25 protein-coding genes and 3 tRNA genes are annotated in these 25,122 nt (G+C 62.6%); 13 read left to right on the top strand and 15 right to left on the bottom strand.

All coding sequences use genetic code 11. The features are described from left to right. Nucleotides 1-50: 50 nt before the first annotated feature. Nucleotides 51-647, top strand: coding sequence for a chorismate mutase (locus BPHY_RS03415; RefSeq protein WP_041763696.1), 597 nt, complete (start codon nt 51-53; stop codon nt 645-647). Here the strand turns inward: BPHY_RS03415 and BPHY_RS03410 are convergent. Both BPHY_RS03410 and BPHY_RS03405 read right to left on the bottom strand, forming a co-directional pair. Further along, complete coding sequence (locus BPHY_RS03410; protein ID WP_012400087.1) at nt 644-1,822, bottom strand: exonuclease domain-containing protein; 1,179 nt, start codon at nt 1,820-1,822, stop codon at nt 644-646. The two genes, BPHY_RS03415 and BPHY_RS03410, sit on opposite strands and share 4 nt — an antisense overlap. A gap of 319 nt (nt 1,823-2,141) precedes the next feature. Beyond that, nucleotides 2,142-2,345, bottom strand: a complete 204-nt coding sequence (locus BPHY_RS03405; RefSeq protein ID WP_012400086.1) for a cold-shock protein — start codon at nt 2,343-2,345, stop codon at nt 2,142-2,144. Between the two features lie 405 nt (nt 2,346-2,750). Here BPHY_RS03405 and BPHY_RS03400 point away from each other — a divergent pair, with 405 nt between their 5' ends. Both BPHY_RS03400 and BPHY_RS03395 read left to right on the top strand, forming a co-directional pair. Further along, nucleotides 2,751-2,993: a hypothetical protein gene (locus BPHY_RS03400; protein WP_012400085.1), complete on the top strand. Its 243-nt coding sequence runs from the start codon at nt 2,751-2,753 to the stop codon at nt 2,991-2,993. A 523-nt stretch (nt 2,994-3,516) separates the two neighbouring features. After that, entirely contained in the window at nt 3,517-4,662 is a 1,146-nt protein-coding gene (locus BPHY_RS03395; protein WP_012400084.1) for a porin, read from the top strand. Nucleotides 4,663-4,770: 108 nt separating this feature from the next. On the opposite strand, the gene greB is transcribed toward BPHY_RS03395, so the two are convergent. Continuing rightward, nucleotides 4,771-5,343 carry a transcription elongation factor GreB gene (greB, locus tag BPHY_RS03390; protein ID WP_012400083.1) on the bottom strand — a complete coding sequence of 191 codons (573 nt, stop codon included), beginning with the start codon at nt 5,341-5,343 and terminating at the stop codon, nt 4,771-4,773. A 119-nt stretch (nt 5,344-5,462) separates the two neighbouring features. Here greB and BPHY_RS03385 point away from each other — a divergent pair. Together BPHY_RS03385 and BPHY_RS03380 are read left to right on the top strand one after the other, a co-directional pair. After that, nucleotides 5,463-5,539, top strand: a tRNA-Arg gene (locus BPHY_RS03385). 91 nt (nt 5,540-5,630) lie between these two features. Further along, a tRNA-Arg gene (locus BPHY_RS03380) sits at nt 5,631-5,707 on the top strand. 80 nt (nt 5,708-5,787) lie between these two features. Here the strand turns inward: BPHY_RS03380 and BPHY_RS03375 are convergent. The 5 genes from BPHY_RS03375 to BPHY_RS03355 all read right to left on the bottom strand — a co-directional run bounded on the left by BPHY_RS03375 (nt 5,788) and on the right by BPHY_RS03355 (nt 10,714). After that, nucleotides 5,788-6,276 (bottom strand): DUF2591 domain-containing protein, encoded by a 489-nt coding sequence (locus BPHY_RS03375; RefSeq protein WP_012400082.1) that lies wholly within the window; start codon nt 6,274-6,276, stop codon nt 5,788-5,790. A gap of 85 nt (nt 6,277-6,361) precedes the next feature. Further along, the gene (locus tag BPHY_RS03370) at nt 6,362-8,746 is read right to left on the bottom strand and encodes a RelA/SpoT family protein (RefSeq protein WP_012400081.1); all 2,385 of its coding nucleotides are present in this window, start codon (nt 8,744-8,746) and stop codon (nt 6,362-6,364) included. Between the two features lie 75 nt (nt 8,747-8,821). After that, a complete protein-coding gene (rpoZ, locus tag BPHY_RS03365; RefSeq protein ID WP_006025620.1) occupies nt 8,822-9,025 on the bottom strand; it encodes a DNA-directed RNA polymerase subunit omega in 204 nt (67 codons plus the stop codon). A gap of 62 nt (nt 9,026-9,087) precedes the next feature. Then, nucleotides 9,088-9,774 carry a guanylate kinase gene (gene gmk, locus BPHY_RS03360; protein ID WP_012400080.1) on the bottom strand — a complete coding sequence of 229 codons (687 nt, stop codon included), beginning with the start codon at nt 9,772-9,774 and terminating at the stop codon, nt 9,088-9,090. A 16-nt stretch (nt 9,775-9,790) separates the two neighbouring features. Then, nucleotides 9,791-10,714 (bottom strand): YicC/YloC family endoribonuclease, encoded by a 924-nt coding sequence (locus BPHY_RS03355; RefSeq protein WP_041763257.1) that lies wholly within the window; start codon nt 10,712-10,714, stop codon nt 9,791-9,793. 301 nt (nt 10,715-11,015) lie between these two features. Between BPHY_RS03355 and rph the strand changes: the two genes are divergently transcribed. From rph to BPHY_RS03320, 7 genes are all read left to right on the top strand, one after another. Continuing rightward, on the top strand, nt 11,016-11,756 hold the full coding sequence (rph, locus tag BPHY_RS03350) for a ribonuclease PH (protein ID WP_012400078.1): 741 nt from the start codon (nt 11,016-11,018) through the stop codon (nt 11,754-11,756). Continuing rightward, entirely contained in the window at nt 11,749-12,372 is a 624-nt protein-coding gene (gene rdgB, locus BPHY_RS03345; protein WP_012400077.1) for an RdgB/HAM1 family non-canonical purine NTP pyrophosphatase, read from the top strand. Before rph ends, rdgB begins: the two co-directional genes overlap by 8 nt. Beyond that, the gene (hemW, locus tag BPHY_RS03340; RefSeq protein ID WP_012400076.1) at nt 12,369-13,583 is read left to right on the top strand and encodes a radical SAM family heme chaperone HemW; all 1,215 of its coding nucleotides are present in this window, start codon (nt 12,369-12,371) and stop codon (nt 13,581-13,583) included. The genes rdgB and hemW overlap by 4 nt, the downstream gene beginning before the upstream one ends. A 57-nt stretch (nt 13,584-13,640) precedes the next feature. Further along, nucleotides 13,641-13,730 (top strand) — tRNA-Ser (locus BPHY_RS03335). A 164-nt stretch (nt 13,731-13,894) separates the two neighbouring features. Then, the gene (locus BPHY_RS03330) at nt 13,895-14,401 is read left to right on the top strand and encodes an energy transducer TonB family protein (protein WP_041763695.1); all 507 of its coding nucleotides are present in this window, start codon (nt 13,895-13,897) and stop codon (nt 14,399-14,401) included. Nucleotides 14,402-14,923: 522 nt separating this feature from the next. After that, a complete protein-coding gene (locus BPHY_RS03325) occupies nt 14,924-16,231 on the top strand; it encodes an MFS transporter (protein WP_012400074.1) in 1,308 nt (435 codons plus the stop codon). A 232-nt stretch (nt 16,232-16,463) separates the two neighbouring features. Next, entirely contained in the window at nt 16,464-16,643 is a 180-nt protein-coding gene (locus BPHY_RS03320) for a hypothetical protein (protein WP_012400073.1), read from the top strand. Between the two features lie 820 nt (nt 16,644-17,463). Here the strand turns inward: BPHY_RS03320 and waaC are convergent. Then, on the bottom strand, nt 17,464-18,474 hold the full coding sequence (gene waaC / locus BPHY_RS03310; RefSeq protein WP_012400072.1) for a lipopolysaccharide heptosyltransferase I: 1,011 nt from the start codon (nt 18,472-18,474) through the stop codon (nt 17,464-17,466). Between the two features lie 255 nt (nt 18,475-18,729). Between waaC and BPHY_RS03305 the strand changes: the two genes are divergently transcribed. Continuing rightward, nucleotides 18,730-20,139, top strand: coding sequence for a chloride channel protein (locus tag BPHY_RS03305; protein ID WP_041763255.1), 1,410 nt, complete (start codon nt 18,730-18,732; stop codon nt 20,137-20,139). Between the two features lie 305 nt (nt 20,140-20,444). Here the strand turns inward: BPHY_RS03305 and BPHY_RS03295 are convergent, their stop codons facing one another. From BPHY_RS03295 to map, 6 genes are all read right to left on the bottom strand, one after another. Further along, entirely contained in the window at nt 20,445-20,756 is a 312-nt protein-coding gene (locus BPHY_RS03295; RefSeq protein ID WP_012400069.1) for a YXWGXW repeat-containing protein, read from the bottom strand. A 261-nt stretch (nt 20,757-21,017) separates the two neighbouring features. Then, complete coding sequence (minE, locus tag BPHY_RS03290; protein ID WP_012400068.1) at nt 21,018-21,272, bottom strand: cell division topological specificity factor MinE; 255 nt, start codon at nt 21,270-21,272, stop codon at nt 21,018-21,020. 15 nt (nt 21,273-21,287) lie between these two features. Then, nucleotides 21,288-22,103, bottom strand: a complete 816-nt coding sequence (minD, locus tag BPHY_RS03285) for a septum site-determining protein MinD (protein ID WP_012400067.1) — start codon at nt 22,101-22,103, stop codon at nt 21,288-21,290. Between the two features lie 89 nt (nt 22,104-22,192). Further along, the gene (minC, locus tag BPHY_RS03280; RefSeq protein WP_012400066.1) at nt 22,193-23,041 is read right to left on the bottom strand and encodes a septum site-determining protein MinC; all 849 of its coding nucleotides are present in this window, start codon (nt 23,039-23,041) and stop codon (nt 22,193-22,195) included. Between the two features lie 201 nt (nt 23,042-23,242). Then, nucleotides 23,243-23,785 (bottom strand): GNAT family N-acetyltransferase, encoded by a 543-nt coding sequence (locus tag BPHY_RS03275; protein ID WP_012400065.1) that lies wholly within the window; start codon nt 23,783-23,785, stop codon nt 23,243-23,245. A gap of 222 nt (nt 23,786-24,007) precedes the next feature. Continuing rightward, the gene (map, locus tag BPHY_RS03270) at nt 24,008-24,793 is read right to left on the bottom strand and encodes a type I methionyl aminopeptidase (protein WP_012400064.1); all 786 of its coding nucleotides are present in this window, start codon (nt 24,791-24,793) and stop codon (nt 24,008-24,010) included. Nucleotides 24,794-25,122: the final 329 nt, after the last annotated feature.

Here is a 25,122-nt window from a genome sequence, read left to right as displayed (position 1 = left end):
TCTTCTGTTTTTTCCATCTCCCGATGCAGCCGCATGCTGCAGCACGCTCAATGACCCGTCCGAATCTCATCGGCGCGCTTGGCGCGATCCTGCTCTGTTCGACGCTCGCCTTCGCGCCTGCACCCGCTCGCGCCGACGGCGACGACACGTCGCTCACGAATCTGGTCGCACTCGTTTCCCAGCGGCTCGCACTGGCCGAGCCCGTTGCGCGCTACAAGTGGGCGCATCATCAGCCGATCACCGATACGCCGCGGGAACAGGCGCTGCTCACCGACGTCGAGAAGCGTGCCTCGCGCGCGGGCGTCGATCCGGCGTTTGCTCACGCGTTCTTCCAGGATCAGATCGATGCGAGCAAGGATGTGCAGAATGCGCTGTTCGACACATGGCGTACGACCCGGCCGCCCGAGGGTGCAGCGCCCGATCTCGCGACGAGCCTCCGGCCGCAGCTCGACAAGCTGACGCAATCGCTGATCCCCGCGCTTGCGCGCGTGCAGCGGCTGCGCGCGCAGGACGATTGCCCAATGCGCGTCGCGCGCAGCATCGACAACTGGAAGTCCCTCACCCGCTACGACAACACCCATAACGCCGCGCTGACGCGGGCGCTCGGGCATGTGTGCGAATCGGGCGGAGTGGGGGCGACGGGTTAGGCGGCGCCGGCAGGGGCTGCTGCGAGCGTGACAGCGCCGGTCGGCTGGACAACCGGGCGGCTGAGCGGCAGCACACGGAGGCCGCGCGCGAGATGCGACTGGAGAATGCGCCACGTCGACAGTTCGAACGCACCGGGCGCGCTTGTCGCCAGCAGCGTTGCAGCCTCGGCGAGCGAGGGCGCGTGCCCCACATAGCGCCACCCGTCGACGATATGAAAGACGCGCGCGCCTTCCGCCGCGTCCCGCTCCTCGAACGCAATTGCGCCGTCGTAGGGCCACGGCGCGTCGACAGGATCGCCGCGGCTCACGCGCGGCACGCGGTTGTTCGGCGGCCGCAGCGCGGCGATCAGTTGGGCTTCGGCGAGCAGAGCGCCGATCTCGCCGCCCGTCGCGCGCCATTCGACGCGGCGCACTTGCTGCGCAAGCTTCATCTCTTTCGACGAACGGCGTTCGCCCGTCAGATGCGACCGCAACCGCTGACGCACGCGCACGCTCCGTCCTACATAGAGCGGCGCGTCGCTCTCGCCATAGAACGCATATACGCCGCAACCGGCAGGCGCCGTATCGATCAGGTCTTCCGTGATATCGCCCGCCAGCCGGAAACGGCGCATGGTCTTGTCGATCTGCGCGCGCAGCACGTCGACGGGTACGAGGCCGTGCAGGCGCTGCCAGAACTGCCAGAGCAGATCGGCGTCGGCGAGCGCGCGGTGCCGGTCTGACGGCATGAGTGCGTGCCGCTCGACGAGCGCGTCGAGGCCGTGGCGCTTTTCGGCGGGAAACAGCGCCCGCGAGAGGCGCACGGTGCACAGTACGTCGGGATTGAACGCGAAACCGGCTCGCTGAAACTCGCTGCGCAGGAAACCGCGATCGAAGCTCGCGTTGTGCGCGATGAAAAGCTTGCCGTCGAGCCGCGCGAACAGGTCGGCGGCAATGGCTTCGAACGTCGGCGCACCGCGCACCATGTCGTTGGTGATGCCCGTCAATTGCTGGATGAATGGCGGGATGGGCTGACCGGGGTCGACCAGCGTAGTCCAGCTGGACACACCATTCGGTCCCACTTCGACGACGCCGACTTCCGTGATTCTATGATCGCCGACAGAGCCCCCCGTGGTTTCAAGGTCGACGAAAACAATTGGCACATCGAGGGCAGGCTCGGACAGAAACGGTTCGGACATGAGGAAAGCTGAAGATGCAGGACTTGGCAGAAGTATGCCCTATCGGCGGCAAGGCTTGCGCGCGCAAACTCGATCAACGTGAATGGGGCGTACGATCGCTACGCGGCGGTGACAATATTCTTATTCGACTCCTACGCCGTAAATAAATCATCAATTGGTGGTTACACTGATTAACCCACTCATCAATAATGACCACCGGAAACGTTCACACGCCGGTATTAACAGGAAACTGCCCGCCAGGAATTAACGCGCCGATCGGCAGCCAATAAAAAACCCCCGCAATGCGAGGGTTTATCCTGGGAGCCACGGCTCAACAGCATTACAGCGGCTGAATGTTCGCAGCCTGCCGGCCCTTCGGGCCAGCCTTCACGTCGAACGACACGCGCTGGTTCTCCTTCAGCGACTTGAAGCCATCCGCGCGGATCTCCGAGAAGTGCGCGAAGAGATCCTCACCGCCCGTGTCGGACGTGATGAAGCCGTAGCCTTTAGCATCGTTAAACCATTTGACGATACCCGTTTCCATATTCCACTTTCCTCGATTTGAATAAGTCAGCGATGCCATTAATGCTGGATAGGATCAAAGTCCGAAAAGCAAAAATATATGCAACGCACCTATTAGCGTCCGGTCATCGAAAAATCCAGCACGGCATTTATACGGGTAAGCGGCTCCATGCGTCAAGCGGTTTGAAATCGAACACCGGATGCCTGTCAAATGATTGATTAAAGCCAACGCCGAGCCGGTTGTTAATCAGCAAACGCAAAATTGACCCGGTCTTGATTGCCGATCGGAAGGTGCTATAACAATTCCAACGGAGAAAGTTTTTCCGACATGTAACAAATCGTGTATTTGGTAAGTGTTTTCACGAGTTGTTAAGGCGCATTCCGAACTGCAACATTTTAGCCAGCAGTCTGCAATTGGAGAAATACCATGCTGTTCGATACCCTCCGCCGCGTCGCCGCCCGCCTGTTCCTTTCCGCGAAGGGCGCACCGCTCTCCGACGCATCCCCCCACCGCGCGTCGGCGCTCGAGTTCGACCCGATGTGGCACGGTGACCATTGGCAGAACCTGCTGTCTTCCCCAATGGACGCGCGCCATTACGTCGTCGAAGATTGGAGCCTGACGCCGGGGCTCGATTTCGCACCCGTCGGCAGGGATGGAAAGCATCAATAAATAATGCTGCAAGCGGACGAAAAAAAAGCGCGACTCTTGCGAAGTCGCGCCGACAAAGGTTTGGAGATCTTTTTCGTCAACGAAAAAGTCTGCTTCGAAAAGCAGAGATTCAAGTATAGCGTTCGCGGCGTATTTGATTAGCGTCGACTCTTGCAATCTACTATTGCAAAGCCGGCAACAATGGTGAACCAGCGATTTTCGCGTTGTTTTCGCACGTCAATTCATGTCGCAATTGAACAACGCGCAAAGGTTGACACATCAGGCCGAAAGCCGCTAATCGGCCGGAAACCCTTTATCGATAAGGCTTTCCCGCATCTTCCCGATAATTTCCTATCGCGTAATACTTTATTGCTGATTTCGGAACGGCCATCCGGCGAGTCACGTCTCTACACTTTGCGTACCCGGAAACGAACGCACGTCGGTCACCGTGCGTTGTTCACGCGATTTGCCTCTCGCAGCAACCGCGTGAAGTTTCCTTCAAGCCTGGGTTTCCAAAGCCCATCCTGTTCTCGGAGTTACAAAGATGAAAAAGACTCTCATGGTCGCGGCCCTGTCGGGCGTATTTGCAACGGCTGCGCATGCGCAAAGCAGCGTCACGCTGTACGGCCTGATTGATGCCGGCATCACCTACACGAACAACCAGCACGGCCACAGCAACTGGCAAATGACGAGCGGCTCGGTGAACGGCAGCCGTTTCGGCCTGCGCGGCGCTGAAGACCTCGGCGGCGGCCTGAAGGCGATCTTCACGTTGGAAAACGGTTTCGGCATCAATGACGGCACGATGAAGCAAGGCAGCCGTCTGTTCGGCCGTCAGGCGTTCGTTGGTCTGGCAAGCGACCAGTTCGGCGCCGTGACCCTCGGCCGTCAATACGACAGCATGGTCGACTACGTCGGCCCGCTGGCGCTGACGGGCACGCAGTACGGCGGCACGCAGTTCGCCCACCCGTTCGACAACGACAACCTGAACAACTCGTTCCGCGTCAACAACTCGGTCAAGTACCAGAGCGCGAACTACGCCGGCTTCAAGTTCGGCGCGTTGTATGGCTTCTCGAACCAGGCTGACGGCTTCGCAAACAACCGCGCCTATAGCGCGGGCGCGTCGTACAGCTTCGCAGGCTTCAACCTCGCAGCTGCTTACCTGCAACTGAACAGCAACGGCGCAACGAGCGGCGCGGCGTTCAACTCGGGCGGCGCAGTGTCGAGCGACAACACGTTCTTCGCTGGCCGCCAACAGACGTGGGGCGCAGGCGCGAACTACACGTTCGGCCCGGCGACGGCTGGCCTCGTGTACACGCAGACGAACCTGTCGAGCCTCAATGGCATCAGCCAGGGCGCGTCGGGCGTGTCGGGTGGCGTCGGCCTGAATGGCTCGAGCGCTCACTTCCAGAACTTCGAAGCAAACGCACGTTACGCACTGACGCCGGCTCTGAGCGTCGCTGGTTCGTACACGTACACACGTGCAAGCATCGAAGGTCAGCGTCCGCACTGGAACCAGTTCAACCTGCAAACGGCTTATGCGCTGTCGAAGCGTACCGACGTCTATCTGCAGGGCGAATACCAGCAAGTCAGCGAAAACTCGCTCGTCAACGCCAACATCAATGGTCTTGGCGCTTCGTCGAGCAACGAGAAGCAAGTTTCTGTGACGGCTGGCCTGCGCCACCGCTTCTAAGCATCAGCAGTACTCGCAGCATGAAAAAGGCGCCGTTTGCGGCGCCTTTTTCGTTTGTGCCGACATGTCTCGGTCGAGGCGAGGCGTCCGGCGACACCCGAAGACGAGTTACGCGTCCTCTTCTTCTCGCGTCGGATAGCGGACATCGAGCACGTCGATCGGCTGCGGGCCTGCTGGCGTGTGCAGTGTGACCTGATCGCCGACCTTCGCCTTCAGCAGCGCGCGGGCGATCGGCGAAATCCAGCTGACATGCCCCTCGTCCAGATTCACCTCGTCGATGCCGACGATCCTCACCGTATGGGTCTCGCCGTCCTCTGTCGCGTAGTCGACGGTCGCGCCGAAGAACACCTGATCGGTGTTCTCCTGGCGGCTGCTGTTCACCACCTCGGCCAGGTCGATACGCTTCGTCAAAAAGCGGATGCGCCGATCGATCTCGCGCAGCCGTCGCTTGCCGTAGATGTAATCGCCGTTCTCCGAGCGGTCGCCATTCGACGCCGCCCACGACACCAGTTTCACGACTTCCGGCCGCGCCTCGTCGATCAAATGCAGCAGTTCGTCGCGCAGACGCCGGTAGCCCGCGGGCGTGATGTAGTTCTTCGCGCCCGCAGGCATATCGGGTTGAGCGGCTTCGAGGTCGTCGTCGTTCTCGTCAGTCGATTCTTTGACAAAGGCTTTGTTCATGATGGTTCAGCGTTGAAGCGGACATCCGGATCTCCAGCCTACATGATACGGCCGTTGTCACAAATTTCGGGTTGCCCCTTCCCTTTTTCCGAGACCTTGCTATAATCTCATTTCTGCGTGCGGCTGTAGCTCAGTTGGATAGAGTACTTGGCTACGAACCAAGGGGTCGTGGGTTCGAATCCTGCCAGCCGCGCCATTTTTTCGAGGGCCTTCCTCCAGGAAGGCCCTTTCGTTTCACCGGGTTGTATGCAGTATCATGCGTTACCCGGGCAGTTCAAGTTTAGCGTGCGGCTGTAGCTCAGTTGGATAGAGTACTTGGCTACGAACCAAGGGGTCGTGGGTTCGAATCCTGCCAGCCGCGCCACTCATGAAGGGCCTTCCAACCGGAAGGCCCTTTGTCTTTTCTAGCTCCGCTTCTCAGTCGATTACTCCATGCGCGCCAATTTAGCGCGGCGCCGACTTGATATCCCCGATCTCGCCATCCGGCTTCGGCAACTCGTTCTCGATGCCGACGGACGGCTGCTCGCCGACCGGCGTCGAGTGCGTACCGAACAGCGACTGCGGCTGACGCACCAGTTCGTCGACGGTCTCGCCAAACTGGCTGATCACAAAGGCCCGCAAGAGCGCGACGCGCAGCGATTCGCCATGCGCCGACACCGTTCTTTGACCACCAGCGAAGTCTGCGACGCAATGCACCGCGCCATCGCGCATGCGCTCGCGCACTTCGAGCCGCTGCGCGCGTTCGAGCACGACGGCCGCCGCTTCCCACGACGTAGAAGGCGTAAAACGTCCATCCCACGGACGTCCGCGATCATTCCCGCGTATCGAGACGACAGTGCCGCTGTCGGTGAAGTGGATTTCGCGCACGAAGTCGTGCAGGCTGCGCGCGACCCAGTAGTCGAGCGCGAGACCGGACAGATCAGCTACGTTCATCGCGTTGTTCCTGTAGACAGGCAAAGCTCGGCGCGCCTTCGTGCAACCAGTCGCAAGCGACGCGCCCGCCTTTCAACTTCCGATTTCAGTAATCGGCGCGCTCGCGATCGATCCGCATGCCGCCGTCGTGATGACGATGCCCTTCTTCGCTCGGCCGTTCGCGCGCGATGCGCATCACGTCGAGATTGGTCCGCACGCGGCGCATCACGTTGGCGAGATGCACGCGGTCGCTGACCTGGATGACGAAGCGCAGCACCGTTGATTCCTGCGACTGGTCTTCGTCCATTGCGATGTGGACGATGTTGGCGTCGGCCGACGTGATATCCGCGGCGACACGCGCAAACACGCCCTTGGTGTTCTTCACCAGCACCTTGATCGCGACGTCGAACAGGCGCCCCGGTTGCGGCGCCCACGCGACGTCGATCCAGCGGCCCGGATCGCGCCGATGAATGCGCTGAGCGACGCGGCAATCCGTGGTGTGGATGGCCATGCCGAGACCGATGCCGATGTAGCCCATGATGTCGTCGCCGGGGATCGGGCGGCAGCATGCGGACAGTTGCACCGACATCCCCTCGGTGCCCGTGATTACGACGGGTGGCGCGTTGGGCGTCGGATGCTCGGCGCGCGGATGGTCGTCGTCGCCTTCGTGACCTTCGCGGCCGTTCATCAGCACTTCGATGCGCTTGGCCATCACGGCGGCCACGCGCCGGCCGAGACCTATATCTGCGAAGATTTCCTGACGGTTCTTGTTGCCCGTCCACAGCACGAGCTTGTCCCACACTTCCGGCGTGACGTCGGACAGCGCGAGCCCATAACCCTTGAGCGACTGATCGACGAGACGCTCACCGAGTTGCACCGATTCGTTAAGACGCATCGTCTTCAGGTAATGACGGATCGCGGTGCGCGCCTTGCCCGTGCGCACGAAGCCAAGCCACGCGGGGTTCGGTTTTGAATACGGCGCCGTGATCACTTCGACGATATCGCCGCTCTTCAGCTCGGTACGCAGCGGCAGCAGTTCGTTGTTGATCTTCACCGCGACGCACTGATTGCCCAGGTCGCTGTGGATCGAATACGCGAAGTCCAGAGCCGTCGCACCGCGCGGCAGCGCCATGATCTTCGACTTCGGCGTGAACACGTAGACGGCATCCGGGAAGAGATCGATCTTCACGTGTTCGAGGAATTCGCTCGAATCGCCGACTTCGCTCTGAATGTCGAGCAGCGACTTGAGCCATTGATGCGCGCGCTTCTGCACATCGTTCAGGTCCGCGCCGCCGTTCTTGTACAGCCAGTGCGCGGCGACACCCGCTTCCGCGATCTCGTGCATCTTGCGCGTGCGCACCTGGAACTCGATCGGCGCGCCGAATGGGCCGACCAGGGTGGTATGCAGGGACTGATAGCCGTTGACCTTCGGAATCGCGATGTAGTCCTTGAACTTGCCCGGCACCGGCTTGTAAAGCGCATGCAGCGCGCCCAGGCACGTATAGCATTCGAGCGGGCTTTCGACCACCACGCGGAAACCGTACACGTCGAGCACCTGTGAGAACGACAGCTGCTTGTCGCGCATCTTTTTGTAGATGCTGAAGATCGTTTTCTCGCGGCCCGTCACTTCGGCATCGAGCTTCGCGTCGGCAATGGCGCGCTGCACCGATTCGAGAATCTTGCCGACCACTTCACGACGGTTGCCGCGCGCCGCCTTCACGGCTTTTTCGAGCGTCGCGTAACGGTGCGGATTGAAGTTCGCGAAGCTCAGGTCCTGCAACTCGCGATAGGTGTTGTTCAGGCCGAGACGGTGTGCGATCGGCGCGTAGATGTCCAGCGTTTCGCGCGCCACGCGGCGGCGCTTTTCGGGCGGCACCGCGCCGAGCGTGCGCATGTTGTGCAGCCGGTCCGCGAGCTTCACGAGGATCACCCGCACATCGCGCGCCATCGCGAGCAGCATCTTGCGGAAGTTTTCCGCCTGCGCTTCCTCGCGACTGCGGAACTCCATCTTGTCCAGCTTCGACAACCCGTCGACCAGTTCCGCGACCTTCGCGCCGAAGCGCTCTGCCAGTTCGGTCTTGGTCACGCCCTGATCTTCCATCACGTCGTGCAGGAGCGCCGCCATGATCGACTGCGCATCGAGCTTCCACGCCGCGCACGTTTCCGCGACGGCAACAGGATGCGTGATGTAGGGTTCGCCGCTTTGACGATATTGCCCGAGGTGGGCTTCGTCGCTGAAGTGGAAAGCCGCTTTGACTTCCTTGATCTCTTCCGGGCTCAGATAGCCGGACAGCGCAGTAGTCAGCTTGGCGATGGAGACGACATCATGCCGGCGCGGCTGCTCCGGCGTGGCGGTCGGTCCGAACAGGTGGCGAAACGATTGTTCGAGGACCGCGTCGATGTACTTGCGTGCAGACGATGGCGAGTCGCTATCGTGTTCGTGGGCAGCGTGATCCACTTCCGTGGCGGATGGCGAGGGATTGGTGCTCATGGTCGCCTCCGTTGCGATAGTGCCCGTCTGCACGCGTGGGGTGAGTTACATGACGTTCAAACGTTGAAGCGTGCCTTAGACAGGCACCTTCTTCAGCATTTCCACGCCGACCTGGCCGGCCGCAATCTCACGCAACGCGACCACCGTGGGCTTGTCGCGGCTTTCGATCTTCGGCGTGTGGCCTTGAGCGAGCTGACGTGCGCGATAAGTCGCGGCAAGCGCCAGTTCGAAACGATTCGGGATCTGTTTCAGACAGTCTTCGACGGTAATGCGGGCCATGTTGAAAATTCCTTCTCTGTATGTTGGTTATTCTACCTTATGTCCTTGCGAGCTCGCCCGTATCACGCGTGCGGCAAGTGAATGCCGAGTTGCATGAAGAGGTTCGTATGGCGCGCGTATTGCGATGCGAAGCGCGAGCGCGTGGCCGACACGAGGCATTGCAGTTCGGCGAGCGCGCGATCGAAGTTCTCGTTGATCACGACATACTCCGCTTCCGCGGCGTGCGCCATCTCGCTGCCCGCTGCGAGCAGACGTCGCGTGATCACATTCGGCTCGTCCTGGCCGCGCTTTTTCAAACGCTCTTCGAGTGCTTCGAGCGACGGCGGCAAAATGAAGATCTCGACGGCATTGCGGAACTGCTTCTTCACTTGCTGCGCGCCCTGCCAGTCGATTTCGAGCAGCACGTCGTGGCCGCTTTTCATCTGCTCTTCGATCCACACACGCGAGGTCGCGTAGTAGTTGCCGTGCACTTCCGCGCTCTCGAGAAACTCCCCTGCGTCGTGCCGCTGCAGGAAGTCTTCGACCGTCGTGAAGTGATAGTGCTCGCCGTCCTGCTCATTCGGACGCGGCTGGCGCGTGGTGTACGAGATCGACAGACGGATCGCTCCGTCGCGCGCGAGCAGCGCGTTGACGAGCGTCGACTTGCCCGCGCCCGACGGTGCGACGACCATGAACAGGTTGCCGGGATAAACACCTGCGTACGGATTGCGCTTCGGTTCGGGCTTGGCTTCGGCTTTAGGTTCGGACATGCTGGTGGGACTCCCGTTACTCCAGGTTTTGTACTTGTTCGCGCATCTGTTCGATGAGCAGCTTGAGCGTCATCGACGAATCGGCGAGTTCTTTCGCGGCGGCCTTCGAGCCGAGCGTGTTCGCTTCGCGATTCAGCTCCTGCATCATGAAGTCGAGGCGCTTGCCGACCTTGCCGCCCTTCTGGATGACGTGGCGCGTTTCATTCAGATGCGCGGTGAGGCGTGACAGTTCTTCGGCGATATCGATGCGGATGCCGTACATCGTCACTTCCTGACGGATCCGTTCGGCGATCTCTTCGCGCGACACGATCGTCGCAGCCGTATCCGGCGCGGCGATGCCGAGCGCTTCCTGCAGGCGCTCGACGATCTTCTGCTGATGCTTCGCGATCAGCTCCGGCACGAGCGGCGTGATCTTCGTGACGATCGCTTCCATTTCGCTCACGTTGTTGAGCAGCATCGTCGCGAGTTGCGCGCCTTCGCGTGCACGCACGTCGATCAGATCGGCGATCGCCTGCTTGCCGCATTCGAGCACGGCATCGCGCAGCACTTCCTGCGACACGCCGCTCTCCGCCAGCACACCCGGCCAGCGCAGGATTTCTCCCGTGCGCAGGCGGCCGGAATCGGGGAATGCTTCGAGCACAGAACGCTCCAGCATCGCCAGTTGCGCGAGCGCGTCGCGATTGAGCGCTCCTGCGTTGGCCGACTGTTCGCTGCGCTGCAGGTTGATGCGGATATCGACCTTGCCGCGCGACAGCTTGTTCATCAGCATTTCGCGCAGCGTCGGTTCGCACACGCGAACGTCTTCCGGCATGCGGAAGTTGAGATCGAGAAAGCGCGAGTTAACCGTGCGCAATTCGACGGACACACTAACGCCGCCGGTGCCCGATGCTGCTGCGAGTTCGCGCGTGGCGCTCGCATAGCCGGTCATACTGTAGATCATGATAGGTCTCGCGATTGCAGCCGCGCGAAGGTGCATCGCATCGCACGACCAGGGATTCGAGTCGCCCGGCGTGTACGAGACGCGAGGCGGGGAACGCGCATTATCCCATTTTTGACGGGTGGGCCTGCCGGAGGTCGCCTACGGGTAAGCCCGGGCAGACGGCGCTTCGAGCGCCCTGATGCGTGCCGCCTGATTCCACCCTCGCGCCGCGCTGCATCGCGTTGCGCGGTGCGGGCGGCGCGAGCGCGATCGGCGGTAAAATTGCAGTTTCCTTCCGCCCTATCTTCCCCCTACTCCGACGATGAACGACATCACGAAACGCCCCAGCGGCCGCACCGCCGATCAGCTGCGCGACGTGCGCATCACGCGCCATTACACGAAGCACGCGGAAGGCTCCGTGCTGGTCGAATTCGGCGATACCAAGGTGATCTGCACGGCGAGCATCGCCGAGAGCGTGCCCGCCTTTCTGCGCGACCGCGGCCAGGGCTGGCTGACGGCCGAATACGGCATGCTGCCGCGCGCGACGCACACACGCAGCGACCGCGAAGCCGCACGCGGCAAGCAGACCGGGCGGACGCAGGAAATCCAGCGCCTGATCGGCCGCGCGCTGCGCTCGGTGTTCGATCTCGAGCGGCTCGGCGCGCGCACGCTGCATATCGACTGCGACGTGATCCAGGCCGACGGCGGCACGCGCACGGCGAGCATCACGGGCGCTTTCGTCGCCGCACGCGACGCCGTCGCGAAGCTGCTCGCGACGGGTCGCATCGAGACGTCGCCCATCACCGACTACGTCGCAGCCATCTCGGTCGGCGTGTTTGACGGCATCCCCGTGCTCGATCTCGACTATGACGAAGACTCGCAATGCGACACCGACATGAATGTCGTGATGACGGGCGACGGCGGCTTTGTCGAAATCCAGGGCACGGCAGAAGGCGTGCCCTTCTCGCGCGATGAAATGAACAAGCTGCTCGATCTCGCGCAAGCCGGCATTGCGACGCTGATCGCGAAGCAGAAGGAAGCATTGGAGTCCAAGGGTGAGTGATCGTCAGGACAACGCGCTGCGCAAGATCGTGCTGGCGTCGAACAACGCGGGCAAGCTGCGCGAGTTCGCCGCGCTGTTCGGTACGGCGGGCATCGAGCTCATTCCGCAAGGCGCGCTGAACGTGCCGGAAGCGGAAGAGCCGCATCCCACGTTCGTCGAAAACGCGCTGACGAAGGCGCGTCACGCATCGAAGCTGACGGGCCTGCCCGCGATCGCCGATGATTCCGGCCTGTGCGTGCGCGCGCTGCGCGGCGCGCCCGGCGTATATTCGGCGCGCTATGCGCAGCTTGCAGGCGGCGAGAAGAGCGACGCTGCAAATAACGCGCGTCTCGTCGAGCAGTTGAAAGACACGAGCGACCGGCGGGCGTATTACTTCTGCGTGCTCGCGCTTGTGCGCCATGCGGGTGACCCGGAGCCGCTGATCGCCGAAGGCCGCTGGCACGGCGAAATGCTCGATGCGCCGCGTGGCAAGAATGGCTTCGGCTACGACCCCTACTTCTTCCTGCCCGCGCTGAACGCAACGGCGGCCGAACTGGAGCCTGCCGTGAAGAACGCGACGAGTCATCGCGCACTTGCGCTGCAGCAGTTGTTTGCGCGACTGAAGGAGGAAGCGTGAGTCAGGCATCGACGGCCGGCGTCAACGTCGTCAAGGCGTTCACCTCGCCTGGCAGCATCCATTTGACTTCGCTGCCGCCGCTCGCGCTGTACGTGCATTTTCCGTGGTGCGTGCGCAAATGCCCGTACTGCGATTTCAACTCGCATGAGTCCAAGGGCGGCACGTTCCCCGAAGACGAGTATCTCGACGCGTTGCGCAGCGACCTCGAACGGTCGCTGCCCCTCGTGTGGGGACGGCAGGTACATACGGTGTTCATCGGCGGCGGCACGCCGAGCCTGATGTCGGCGAAAGGACTCGACCGGCTGCTGTCGGACGTGCGCGCACTGCTGCCGCTCGATGCCGATGCCGAGATTACGCTCGAAGCCAATCCCGGCACGTTCGAAGCCGAGAAGTTCGCGCAGTTTCGCGCAAGCGGCGTGAACCGGCTGTCAGTCGGCATCCAGAGTTTCAACGAAGCGCATCTGAAGGCCTTGGGCCGCATTCACGACTCGACGCAAGCACGCCATGCGGTCGAAGTCGCCGCAAACACGTTCGGCAACTTCAACCTCGACCTGATGTTCGCGCTTCCGAAGCAGACGCTGGCGGAGTGTCAGGCGGATATCGAAACGGCGCTGTCGTACGCGCCGCCGCATCTGTCGCTCTACCATCTGACGCTGGAACCGAACACGCTGTTCGCGAAGTTTCCGCCGCCGCTACCCGACGACGATTCGTCCGCCGACATGCAGGACTGGATTCACGAGCGCACGCGCGAAGCGGGTTATGAGCGCTACGAGGTCTCGGCGTATGCGAAGCCGCATCGGCAAAGCAAACATAACCTGAACTACTGGCGCTTCGGCGACTACCTTGGCATCGGTGCGGGCGCCCATACGAAGCTGTCGTTTCCGAATCGCATCTTGCGGCAGATGCGCTACAAGCATCCCGCGACGTTTATCGAAGAGGCACGTTCAGGCAATGCCGTGCAGGAAGAACATGAAGTCGGCGCACGCGACCTGCCGTTCGAGTTCATGCTGAACGCGCTGCGACTGGTGGAAGGGTTCCCCGTGCATCGGTTCATTGAGCGCACGGGCCTGCCGATCACATCGATCGAGCCTGCCTTGCAGGAAGCGGAGCGCCGCGGACTGATCACACGCGACTTCGAGAAAATCGCGCCGACGCCGCTCGGCCAGGCATTTCTGAACGATCTTCAGGCGCTCTTTCTGAAGGATTCGTGATCCGCTTCAAGGTTTGTTGCCCGGGCGTGAAGCGTTTCAGGTTACAATTTCGGGCTCGGAGGGTTGGCAGAGCGGTTGAATGCACCGGTCTTGAAAACCGGCAAGGCTTTACGGCCTTCGTGGGTTCGAATCCCACACCCTCCGCCAAATTTCTTCTGGGCCATCAGGTCCGTCGCCTTCTTCTTCCCCGCTCTCGTCCGGACTCAATCGCCGCCCGCATGCGCGCCACCCCTCATATCCGTACCAACGATCATTGAATCGCAATACACATCGTCTACGCTTAACATATATCTCGTGTACGAGTTATGGCGATGTCCACCCTCTCGCTTCACAGCCGCATGCACCCGACGTTCAAGCGAGCCGCGGTACTCGCACTGACCCTTCTAGGCACGGCCTGCAGTTTCACGGTCACGCCGCCGCAGCCCGCCGCTGCCGTCGCGCCGCCGATCGCTGCTATCAGCAGCCAGACGCTCGACCAGTACCGCACGGCCGTCGCGCAACGTATCCTCGAACGCAACCCGTCGTATGTGCTGCGCGGCACGCCGCAAGCGATGCTGCGCTCGCTCGTCGTCGTGTCGTTCGTCGTGGATAGCAACGGCCAGATCGTCGCGTCGAACGTCTATCGCACGAACGGCGACGACGAAGCGGAGAGCACCGCGCTCGCCACGCTGCGGCGCGCCGCACCATTGCCGCTGCCGCCGTCAAGACTGTTGAATGGCAAAGGCCAGGTGGAACTGTTCGAAGACTGGCTTTTCAACGACAACGGCAAGTTCCAGTTGCGCACGTTCGCATCGCCGCAAGCCCAAGCGATCGATTGAGTTCGCGCGAAGACGCGCCGATGCCGGCGTAAGGGCCGGCTGCCGCGCTAATGTCTTCCGCGAATACCGATCAAAAGTCGAACGCTCGAACGAACCCGCGAACAGCAAGACACAAGGCGTTGCGCGCCCGCCTTGCTGCCCGCCCGCCGTCCTCGCTATAATTTTTTAAATGTTCACCGGAATCTCCGGCCCTTGCTGCGTGCCGCGCGCTCATCCGTTCGCGTCGCGCAGTCCGACCGTCACGTTGCCGCGCCACCCGCGCGCGCGTCCGCCCGGTTTGCTTTGCGCTTTGCCTGGACGCCGCGTCGCCCCGTTAAAACCCGGACGTTGCGCGTGAGCCTGCCAGCGCACCGCAAGCTGTCGAATCGTTGCACATGCAACGTCTCGCGTGGTGAATCCGCCCGAAGCGTCGTCACACCACCCTTCGGGCGATTGCGCGCAACTCCCGCTTCGCCACTCACACAGACACACGAAGGCGCACCGCCCGCCCCGCGGCTGCGCCGCTACATTTGGAGACCCGGCATGTCCACTTCGCCCCTTTCCAGCGCGCAGCGCGGCGCGGGCCGCCAGAGCAGCGCCTCGCGCGTGATCTTCGCGAGCTTCATCGGCACTGCGATCGAGTTCTACGACTTCTACGTCTACGCGACGGCCGCCGCGCTCGTCATCGGCCCCGTGTTCTTCCCTCACGGCTCGGCGACGGCTCAGGCGCTGTCGGCGTTCGTGACCTTCGGCATCGCGTTCATTGCCCGGCCGATCGGCTCGTTTCTGTTCGGCCATTTCGGCGACCGCATCGGCCGCAAGTCGACGCTCGTCGCGTCTTTGCTGGTGATGGGTCTGTCGACGACGCTGATCGGCTTTGTTCCCGGCTACGACTCCATCGGCAGCCTCGCGCCGATCCTGCTGTGCGTCCTTCGCTTCGGCCAGGGCATCGGCCTGGGCGGCGAATGGGGCGGCGCCGCCCTGCTCGCGACGGAGAACGCGCCCGCCGGTAAGCGCGGCTGGTTCGGCATGTTCCCGCAACTCGGGCCGTCGATCGGCTTCCTCGCCTCGAATGGCCTGTTCTTCGGCCTCGCGCTGTCGCTCTCCGACGAGCAGTTCCGCAGCTGGGGCTGGCGTGTGCCGTTCATCGTCAGCGCGGTGCTGGTCGCGCTCGGCCTGTACGTGCGCCTGAAAATCGCGGAGACGCCGGCCTTCCAGGCCGCGATCGAACGCCACGAACGCGTGCGCGTGCCCGTCGCGACGCTGCTCAGCCGTCATCTCGGGGCCGTGCTGCTCGGCGCGTTCGCGATGGTCGTCTGCTACACGCTGTTCTATATTTCGACGGTGTTTTCGCTGTCGTACGGCGTGTCGGCGCTGCACATCTCGCGGCAGAGCTTCCTCGGCATGCTGTGCGTCGCCGTTGTCTTCATGGCGCTCGCGACGCCGCTGTCCGCCTGGGCCAGCGACCGCTTCGGCCGCAAGCCGGTGCTGATGGTCGGCTGCATTGCAGCGATCCTGTCGGGCTTCACGATGGCGCCGTTGCTCGGCAGCGGCTCGATGGCCCTCGTGCAGTTGTTCCTCGTCATCGAACTGTTCCTGATGGGCGTCACGTTCGCCCCGATGGGCGCGTTGCTGCCCGAGCTGTTCCCGACCAACGTGCGCTACACGGGCGCGGGTGTTGCGTATAACCTGGGCGGCATTCTCGGCGCATCGGTGGCGCCGTATATCGCCCAGATGCTGGCGGCGCAAGGCGGGCTATCGTGGGTCGGCCTGTACGTGTCTGCGGCGGCCGTGCTGAGCCTGATCGGCGTGCTGTGCATGGGTGAGACGCGCGATGCACGACTGACGTAATCCCGGCTCACGAGCCAGCGCAAGCGGCCCCGGCGCGATGCACCACGCCGGGGCCGCTTCGCTTGCTGAGTTAGTCGAAAGCCGAGGGCAGGCCTGCCGCGCACCATTGGACTCGTTGAAACCAGTGCCAACAAGCACAGGGAATCTCCCCGGCTTGCCGCACTTACCGGCCTGCCTATACTCTCGAACAAGAAGCAGGCAATCCGAAGCCTGGCTGGATGGTGAGGTATCGATGAGCTTTCATCTGGATAACGCGGACGTCGTCATTATCATCGCGCTCGCGCTGCTGGGCTCGTTGCTGCTCGCGCTCCGCTTCAAGCCGGCGAGCTGGAAAGGTATCGTCGTCGAAGCCATTGCCGCCAACCTGGCCGCCATCGCCGCCGTCGTCGCATTCGAAATGCTCGTGGCCTGAGCGGCCAAACGTTGTTGTCCAGTTGCTGATAGCCGGAACGCAACGGCCATCAGCCTCTCTCGTCCGATCAGCGATAGTAGTAGCCGTGGTGGTGATAGCCGCCGCCTTCCGGCACCACGATACAGCCACTCAGCGATGCAGCCAGCAGCGCGCCCGTCACCAATGCCAACATCAAGCGTTTCACGTCGTTCTCCCTTAGAGTCAGTGTCGTTGTATTCGAGCGAACCCCGAATGACCTCGATTGGACACGAACCCTTCATGGGTGAGCGTTGCAATTTGTAAGTGTTCACTGCGGCTGTGTTACAGGCGGGGCAAGGATGCGCGATGGGATAAAGCGTCGGAAGGACGGGCAAACGACCTCCAGGCAAGCGATCGAATGCGCATCGCGCCCGCCCGGCAAGCCTTGGCGGGCCAGTCCCGGGCGTTTCGGCCTCGGACAGGACTCAGGGCGTTGTCAAACCCGCGAGCCGCACTGCGGAAAGTCGAAAGAATAGCGACAGTTTTAACAGGCCTGTAATAACGACACGCGCGCGGCGAAGAGAAAGCCCACGCGTCGCGGCAGCCAGCGGTAACACAGCCACCGCCGAACGCGCACGACGGCCCGCCGCACAGTCCGAACAAACGAGAAAAATGTTTGAACTTGTTTGCGCCCGCGCGGTCTCTACGGATGTTGTACCGGTTTGTTCTGCAGGTTTCCTCTCGGTCCGCGCGCTTCAGGCGCGGGCTTTTCAGAGGCGTCTCGCGACGGCGTCCGAAATTGGGCGAACTGCGCGTACGCCTCTTTTCTTTTTTCCTTTCAAAGCCCCGCTCGTCGGCCCGGTCAGGCCGCTGCCATCGACTCGCCCTTGTTGCCGCCGGCGGCCAGCGGGTCGGCGTGTACGTGATCGATGGCGGCCAGCGCCTCCGCAACAGGCGGGACTGAATTCCCGTCCCCGATCGAAACCGAGCGGAACGGCACGTTATTCTCAAACGTTTCCCGCGAAGTGGCGATAAAGATCATCACCGTGCGCTTGCCTAGCGCGTGCGCCAGATGGACGAACCCTGTATCGACGCCAATCACGAAGTCCGACGCCGCGATCACCTGCGCGATGCCTGTCACGCTCAGTTGCGGCAGGAGTTCGGCGCCCTCCACGTTGTCGACGATGGCAAGCCCCTCGCTGCGCTCGGCAGGCGAACCCCACGGCACCACTACATGAAAGCCGCGCCGCACGAGTTCCCGCGCAATGGCGATCCAATGGTCCGCCGGCCACTTCTTGTCGTCCTTCGACGCAGCGTGGAACAGCATGGCGAGCGGCCGGCCTCCCGTTTCGACGATCGGTTTGGCGGGTGCGGGAATGTGCAGGTTGTAGTCGGGCGGAGTATCGACCGAGTAGCCGAGCGCCGTGCCGACGGTTTCGCGCATGCCGCTCCAGGCATTGCGGTCGCGCGGCGGCACGAACCGGCCGGTGTAGGCGAAAGCAGCACCGCGCTCGCCGAGATCCTTGTTGCGATAGCCGAGGCGGCGGCGCGAACGCGACAGGAACGCGATGATCGCGCTCTTGTAGACGCCGTGGATATCGACGGCGACGTCATAGCGGTGCGCGCGCAGCTCGGCGATGGACTGCGCGATGGCCCTGAAGTCCGCCCAGCGCCGTGCCTTCTTGAAGCGGCGCAGGGGTGCGCATAGCACGCGGTCGATGCCCGGATTCCAGCGCGCGATCTCGGCGAACGACTCGTCAACAGCCCAGTCGACCTCGACGCCGGGAAAAGCCCGCTTGAGATCGGAGACGATCGGCTGCGCCTGGATCACGTCGCCCATCGAGGTGACCTTGACGATAAGGATTCGCTTCATTGATTGCCCGTTCTGGCTGCTCGGCCTAATCCGTAATTTTAGCCGAGCAACCTGGGATTTGCCCGCAAAACGGGCAGCAGCAAATCTTGCCGGAGGCGCTGTAGCGTTACCAGACGTTACTTCCCTTGACAGTCACGCCGCACGTCGGGCGCTCCGGCACTCTTTCAGCCCGTTTGCGCCGCGCCGCCGACTATAATCGTCCCCAATATGGCCCGCCTGCCGGCCCGTTACTCCGTCCAATTCAGACCGATTCCCATGTCACGGACACCCCTGCTGTCCTCGAGCATCGGCCGGCGCGTGCGGCGTCTGTGGCGCCAGTACGGCATCTTCTGGATGGGCGCGATCGCCGTTGGCCTCACGGCTGTCTTGTACGCGCGGCTGATCGATTTCGGCTACAACGCTTTCCTCGATTTGCAGAAGCAGCACCGCTGGCTCACGCTGCTGTTGACGCCCGGCGTCGCCGCATTGTCCGTCTGGCTCACGCGGCGTTTCTTTCGCGGCGCTGAAGGCAGCGGCATCCCGCAGGTCATCGCGACGCTGCATTCGAACACGAGCGCAGCCGGCGCAAGGCTGCTGACGTTTCCGCTGCTGCTCGGCAAGATCCTCGTGTCGTTTCTGGCGATTCTGGGCGGCTTCACGATCGGACGCGAAGGGCCGACCGTGCAGGTCGGCGCAGCACTGATGTTCAACCTGCGCCGCCTCTACCCACGCTCGAACGCGCTGATCGAAAGACAACTGGTGCTGGCGGGTGCGGCGGCGGGTCTGTCGGCGGCGTTCAACACGCCGCTTGCGGGCATTGTGTTCGCAATCGAAGAACTCACGCGCAGCTTCGAAGCGCGCGCGAGCGGTGTGCTGATCACGGCCATCATCATCGCGGGCATCATCGCGCTTGGCCTCAACGGCAACTATACGTATTTCGGCACGATCGACATTGGCGCACATTTCCCCAAGCTGCTTGCCGTCGCCGTCGTCATCACCGGCATCGTCACCGGCATCGCGGGCGGCCTGTTCTGCTGGCTGCTGCTCAACACCGAACACTGGATGCCCGAACGGCTGCGCCGCCTGAACAGCGAGCGGCCCATTGCGTTCGCCGCGCTCTGCGGACTGTTCATCGCGGCGATCGGTCTGGCGTCGGGCGGCACGACCTTCGGCAGCGGCTATGCGGAAGCGCGCGGACTGCTCTACGGCACCGAGCATCTGTCGGTGTTCTATCCGCTGCTCAAGATGGCATCGATGATCGGCTCTTATCTGCCTGGCATTCCGGGCGGAATCTTCGCGCCGTCGCTGTCGATCGGCGCCGGCTTCGGCAACGTGCTCCACATGATCTTCAGCGACATGCAACTGCCGATGCTGATCGCGCTCGCGATGGTCGGCTATCTCGCCGCCGTCACACAGTCGCCGATCACGTCGTTCGTGATCGTGATGGAGATGATCAACGGACACGCGCTCGTGATTTCGCTGATGGCGACCGCGCTCGTATCGAGCCGGATTTCGAGCGTGTTTGCACCGCCGTTGTATGAGGCGCTGTCCAAGCGCTACATGGCGGCGGCCGCTTCGGCTTCTGAGGCCAAGGCTGCTTCTTCGGAAGCTCGAGCTGAAGAATCCGACGAAGCGGAAAGGCCTCGTGACGTTCCGCTCACGACGCGCGGTGAAGCAAAAGAATGAGTCTGCGTTTCGACCGATTGCAAAAAAATCGGGCGCGCTCGGCTGCACGCGCCCGACCTCCCACAATCGTCAGTACACCATGATGCCGACCGGATGGTAATACACCGGATGGGCGGGCACGACGACGCAACCGGCCAACGTGATCGCCAGCACGACGATCGCGAGCAAGGTTTTTTTCTTCATGTGATAACTCCCTTGATGGTTGCGATAAGCGCGCTCTCGGGCGCGTTCGGTGAACGGGCGGCCGGCGGCAAGCGATGCCGTCGACACGCGCCGGCACCGCCCGTTCGATGCTCAGTCACGCATCACGCCCAGTGGCCCTGGACCCAGCGCCAGTTCGGACCATGCGCGATCCAGTGGCCCGGCACCCAGCGGTAGCCGACGCGCTCGGCCTGCCAGTGACCAGGCACCCATGCGTAGCGGCCGTGATCCCAGCGCCAGTGCCCCTTGTCCCACACGTAACCCGTGCGCGGCGCAGGTACGGCTTCGAAGCGCTCGACGGGCGGCGCGCTCGGTGCTGCGACGATCACCTGCGCAGCCGACGCCGACGCGGCGGCAGACAGACCGGACATCACGAGCACAGTGGAAGCGGCGAGCAGACGAATTGACTTGTTCATGTTTTCACCTCATGTGTCAGCGCTGAATGACGGCGTTGCCGGTTCAATGCGCGAGGTGACGAAAGGGCTGACAGCGGGCGTGTTACCACCTGCCCTCAAGTGCAACGGATTATTTCCGGGACGTTCCGCGAGCCGCGCAGAAGCGCCAGGCGGGCGGAAGTGACGCGTTCAAAGGACGCAGACACGTCGATACGCGCCACCTGTCGACGGTGACGCGCATCTCGCGAAAAGAGATACAAACTGCGAGAAGCCTGAAGCCACTCAGACCTGCGGAATCTCGATCTTGACCTCCAGCACTTCAAGGTCGTCGTGACGTTCGAGATTCACACGGATATCGTCGTCCGAGATCTTCACGTACTTCGAGATCACGGCGACGAGTTCACGTTGCAACGCGGGCAGATAATCGGCGGGCGCTTTGCCGCCGACGCGCTCATGCGCGATGATCAGCTGCAGGCGTTCCTTCGCTATCGACGCGGACTTTTTTTTCTCGCCCAGCAAAAACGAAAGAATCGACATCAGGTACGCCTCCTTTTACTTGGTGCCGAAGAGGCGCTGCAACAGGCCCGGCTTCTGGTAATCGGTAAAGCGCAGCGACTTCTGCTCGCCGAGAAAACGCGACACGACGTCCTTGTACGCTTCCGCGACATCCGTGCCGTCAAGGTGCACGGCGGGGAGACCCTGGTTCGACGCGTGCAGCACGGCTTCCGATTCCGGAATCACGCCGATCAGGTCGATGCGCAGGATTTCCTGGATGTCGGTCAGCGACAGCATCTCACCTTCGCTCACGCGCTTCGGGTTGTAGCGCGTGATCAGCAGGTGTTCCTTGATGGGATCCTTGCCTTCGATTGCGCGCTTGGTCTTCGACGAAAGGATGCCGAGAATGCGGTCCGAGTCGCGCACCGACGACACTTCGGGGTTCGTCACGATCAGTGCCTCGTCGGCGAAGTGCATCGCGAGCAGTGCGCCCGACTCGATGCCCGCGGGCGAATCGCAGACGATGTACTCGAAGTCCATCGCGATCAGGTCGTTGATGACCTTCTCGACGCCTTCCATCGTCAGCGCGTCTTTGTCGCGCGTCTGCGATGCGGGCAGGATGAACAGGTTCTCGCACTTCTTGTCCTTGATCAGTGCCTGGTTCAGGTTCGCTTCGCCCTGGATCACATTGATCAGGTCGTACACGACGCGGCGCTCGCAGCCCATGATCAGATCGAGATTGCGCAGACCGACATCGAAATCGATCACTGCCGTTTTCGAGCCGCGCAACGCGAGGCCGGAGGCGAAGCTCGCGCTCGTGGTCGTCTTGCCTACGCCACCCTTGCCCGAAGTCACCACAATGATTTTTGCCATTACCCTTTACCTTGTGTTCGTCAATTCGTCTATTGAGTCCGGCGGGAGTTCCATCGCGCGACACACGCACTGCGTGTGCGGCGCACGCATCAGGTGAGCCGCAGCGGTTCGATCATCAGCTTTTCTTCGTCGAGCCAGATCTGCACCGGCTTGCCGTGCACGTCGGCTGGCAGCGGGTTCTCGGTCGTCCGGTAGATGCCCGCGATCGAGATCAGTTCCGCTTCGAGACACGTGCAGAAAATGCGCGCGTCGTGATTGCCGTGCACGCCCGCAAGCGCGCGGCCGCGCAACGGCGCATAAATATGAATGTTGCCTTCCGCGATCACTTCGGCGCCGTTGCTCACCATGCCGAGCACGACGAGATCGCCCTTCGCGTAGATGCGCTGCCCCGAGCGCAGCGGCTTGTCGATCACCGTCGTCTGCGACGAGGTGCCGATGCGCACGCCCTCGGCTGCCGCCTGGGGCGCGCCGTCTTCCTGAGCGGCAATCGGCAGCTGCATCTGCACTTGCGCATTCGATGCTGCATCGGCCGGCGGTGCCGCATCAGGCTTCGGCGCCACGGCGCCCGGCTTGCCGGGCGCTTCTTCGCCCGCTTCGTCACCATGGTTCCTGCCGCCGCGCGGGTCGCGCGCATCGAGCAGCGGCAGTCCGGCTTCGTTCGCCCATCCATGCTGCGTGCTGTCGGCAACGACGCCGATGGGACGCATGCGCACGCTGCCCAGCAGCGTGGCGATCTCCGCAAGCGGCACACGCTCGTTTTCTGCAAGACGGCGCACGTCGATCGCGACGGTATCGTTCGCGAAGAATTCGGGCGTCGCCTCGAAGCGCCGGGTCAGTTCGGCACGCATTTCAGCGAGGTCGGTCGTCTTGACGACAAACAGCAGCGTGTCGACCGCCCCACTGCGCAGTTCAAAGAATGGCGATTTCCTGGGCGACATAGCGTTCGGCAAAAAATTTTGCGTATTTTACAGGCGTCCAGGCGAACGGTGAGCTTTTTTGCCAATAAGTCTTCACGCGACAGAAAAATGCCGCGTGCGCGCCGAGTCCTGGGCGGAGCAATCGGCAAAGAGCGGGAAAAGTAGCGTGTCCAAAAGCGGCTAGCAGGAGCCGCGAGACGCCGCAACGAAATGTCAGCGGGACTACCCGCGTGCGCTATCGTCCGATGACGCCGCTTGCGGCACGTGCCGCACGAGCAGCGTCTGGAACTGGTCCGGCGCGCGCGGAATACGCTCGTGCTCGCCGGTCGGGCCGAAGCCGAGCCGCTCGTAGAAGCGCATCGCGTTGCGGTTTTCGTCGGCGATCCACGCGTAGATTTCGGTGGCGCCCGCTGCGGCGAGCCAGTCGCTCGCCGTGTTGACGAGCAGTTCGCCACCGCGCAGATGCCGCACGGCAGGCGCGACCCACAGCTCGCTGACGAACGCGCGATGCGACGGCGCGTCCTCGAAGCAGGCGCCAATCAGGCCGGCGGGATGCCCTTCCGTGTACAGGATGAACGAGGTCGATGCCGCCGACGCGGCATGCCGCGCCGCCGTCGCTTCGAACGTGGACGCATCGGCCGACAGCGCTTCTTCCAGCGTCTCGCCGAAAGCGTAAGGCGCTTCGCGCAGCGAAGCCGTACGAAGCTCGCGGAAGACGGCGCCCTGATCGGCTGCGATGCGGCGAACGGTCAGTGAAGGACTCATGCGGTCGAAAATCCCTTATGTCATCCGGGTGAAGCGCTAGCGCGTAGCTTCAACCGAACCGGCCCGTGAGTCAAATCTTTAATTCGGCGCAGTGCGCGCCAGCACGCATGGGTTGACAGGCACGCGCAAAAACGGCACACGCACGTGCCGGAAAGGGGCGCCGCATCGTATGCAGACTGCCGCAAACGGTTGCAAGCCGCCATTCCCGCGCGCAGCCGCCCATCACGGCGCCTCATAGCGCCCCGTACCGTCGGGCCACGGCGTGAGCAGCTCATAGCTGTCGTCGGTGACGGCGACCATGTGCTCCCACTGCGCGGACAGCGAACGGTCTTTGGTGACGACAGTCCAGCCGTCGCGCATCACCGTCGTACCGGCGCGGCCCGCATTGATCATCGGTTCGATCGTGAACACCATGCCCGGCTTCAGGCGTACTCCCTGCCCCGGCTGGCCGTAGTGCAACACCTGAGGGTCTTCGTGATAGACCTTGCCGATGCCATGCCCGCAGTAATCGCGCACGATCGAAAAGCCCTCGCGCTGCGCGATCTGCTGGATGGCATGGCCGACGTCGCCGAGCGTCGCGCCAGGCTTCACCTGGCGGATGCCGGCGAGCATCGCCTCATACGTCGTATCGATCAGCTGTTGCGCGACGGTGCTCGACTGGCCGACCGTGTACATGCGGCTCGTGTCGCCGAAGTAGCCATCCTTGATGACGGCCACGTCGATGTTGATGATGTCGCCGTCCTTGAGGACTTCGCTGCGATCGGGAATGCCGTGGCACACGACGGCGTTCACGGACGTGCAGACCGTCTTCGGAAAGCCCATATAGCCGACGTTCGCGGCAATCGCCTTCTGCGTGTTGACGATGTAGTCGTGGCATATCGCGTCGAGCTCGCCCGTCGAAACGCCGGGCTTCACGTGCTCGCCAATCATGGCGAGCACGTCGGCGGCGAGCCGGCCCGAGATGCGCAGGCGCGCGATGTCTTCTGAGGTTTTATAGGTGATGGCCATGTCGGGAACGGTTGACGGGACGCATGACGCGGCGAGCGGATCAGCGGCTTTCGCCTGAGCGCCGGCGCCGCGGTGATCGCGGCGGTGCCTGGATCTGCACGCTGCGCGCAGCGATGCGTTCGGTTGTCGATGCTGGCCATTTTACAGAGTCTGCCGCAAACCGACCGCGCCAACAGCACCCGGGGGCCGTCCCCCAACAGCCGCGAGGTGCCTGACGTGGATCCATTGACGCACGTTGACAGGAAGCCGCTACCCAGGCGGATCTCCTGGCACAGTGTTGGTCCCAGGACATCTCCGCGACTTTCCATGAAAGTTAGGCACAGGTAAGC

Source organism: Paraburkholderia phymatum STM815 (assembly GCF_000020045.1).
GTDB lineage: Bacteria > Pseudomonadota > Gammaproteobacteria > Burkholderiales > Burkholderiaceae > Paraburkholderia > Paraburkholderia phymatum.
The sequence above is the reverse complement of the archived record's forward strand: the minus strand, read 5'-3'. Positions and strand labels throughout refer to the sequence as shown.

What these genes read in the sequence shown, in the direction of transcription:
- rph (WP_012400078.1), top strand. Translation starts at nt 11,016, where the DNA reads ATGAACGACATCACGAAACGCCCCAGCGGCCGCACCGCCGATCAGCTG.
- BPHY_RS03375 (WP_012400082.1), bottom strand. Translation starts at nt 6,276, where the DNA reads ATGAACGTAGCTGATCTGTCCGGTCTCGCGCTCGACTACTGGGTCGCG.
- BPHY_RS03395 (WP_012400084.1), top strand. Translation starts at nt 3,517, where the DNA reads ATGAAAAAGACTCTCATGGTCGCGGCCCTGTCGGGCGTATTTGCAACG.
- BPHY_RS03275 (WP_012400065.1), bottom strand. Translation starts at nt 23,785, where the DNA reads ATGAGTCCTTCACTGACCGTTCGCCGCATCGCAGCCGATCAGGGCGCC.
- waaC (WP_012400072.1), bottom strand. Translation starts at nt 18,474, where the DNA reads ATGAAGCGAATCCTTATCGTCAAGGTCACCTCGATGGGCGACGTGATC.
- minE (WP_012400068.1), bottom strand. Translation starts at nt 21,272, where the DNA reads ATGTCGATTCTTTCGTTTTTGCTGGGCGAGAAAAAAAAGTCCGCGTCG.
- BPHY_RS03330 (WP_041763695.1), top strand. Translation starts at nt 13,895, where the DNA reads ATGTCCACCCTCTCGCTTCACAGCCGCATGCACCCGACGTTCAAGCGA.
- minC (WP_012400066.1), bottom strand. Translation starts at nt 23,041, where the DNA reads ATGTCGCCCAGGAAATCGCCATTCTTTGAACTGCGCAGTGGGGCGGTC.
- BPHY_RS03415 (WP_041763696.1), top strand. Translation starts at nt 51, where the DNA reads ATGACCCGTCCGAATCTCATCGGCGCGCTTGGCGCGATCCTGCTCTGT.
- BPHY_RS03400 (WP_012400085.1), top strand. Translation starts at nt 2,751, where the DNA reads ATGCTGTTCGATACCCTCCGCCGCGTCGCCGCCCGCCTGTTCCTTTCC.
- BPHY_RS03325 (WP_012400074.1), top strand. Translation starts at nt 14,924, where the DNA reads ATGTCCACTTCGCCCCTTTCCAGCGCGCAGCGCGGCGCGGGCCGCCAG.
- minD (WP_012400067.1), bottom strand. Translation starts at nt 22,103, where the DNA reads ATGGCAAAAATCATTGTGGTGACTTCGGGCAAGGGTGGCGTAGGCAAG.
- gmk (WP_012400080.1), bottom strand. Translation starts at nt 9,774, where the DNA reads ATGTCCGAACCTAAAGCCGAAGCCAAGCCCGAACCGAAGCGCAATCCG.
- BPHY_RS03305 (WP_041763255.1), top strand. Translation starts at nt 18,730, where the DNA reads ATGTCACGGACACCCCTGCTGTCCTCGAGCATCGGCCGGCGCGTGCGG.
- rpoZ (WP_006025620.1), bottom strand. Translation starts at nt 9,025, where the DNA reads ATGGCCCGCATTACCGTCGAAGACTGTCTGAAACAGATCCCGAATCGT.
- BPHY_RS03405 (WP_012400086.1), bottom strand. Translation starts at nt 2,345, where the DNA reads ATGGAAACGGGTATCGTCAAATGGTTTAACGATGCTAAAGGCTACGGC.
- map (WP_012400064.1), bottom strand. Translation starts at nt 24,793, where the DNA reads ATGGCCATCACCTATAAAACCTCAGAAGACATCGCGCGCCTGCGCATC.
- greB (WP_012400083.1), bottom strand. Translation starts at nt 5,343, where the DNA reads ATGAACAAAGCCTTTGTCAAAGAATCGACTGACGAGAACGACGACGAC.
- BPHY_RS03355 (WP_041763257.1), bottom strand. Translation starts at nt 10,714, where the DNA reads ATGATCTACAGTATGACCGGCTATGCGAGCGCCACGCGCGAACTCGCA.
- BPHY_RS03410 (WP_012400087.1), bottom strand. Translation starts at nt 1,822, where the DNA reads ATGTCCGAACCGTTTCTGTCCGAGCCTGCCCTCGATGTGCCAATTGTT.
- BPHY_RS03370 (WP_012400081.1), bottom strand. Translation starts at nt 8,746, where the DNA reads ATGAGCACCAATCCCTCGCCATCCGCCACGGAAGTGGATCACGCTGCC.
- BPHY_RS03295 (WP_012400069.1), bottom strand. Translation starts at nt 20,756, where the DNA reads ATGAACAAGTCAATTCGTCTGCTCGCCGCTTCCACTGTGCTCGTGATG.
- BPHY_RS03320 (WP_012400073.1), top strand. Translation starts at nt 16,464, where the DNA reads ATGAGCTTTCATCTGGATAACGCGGACGTCGTCATTATCATCGCGCTC.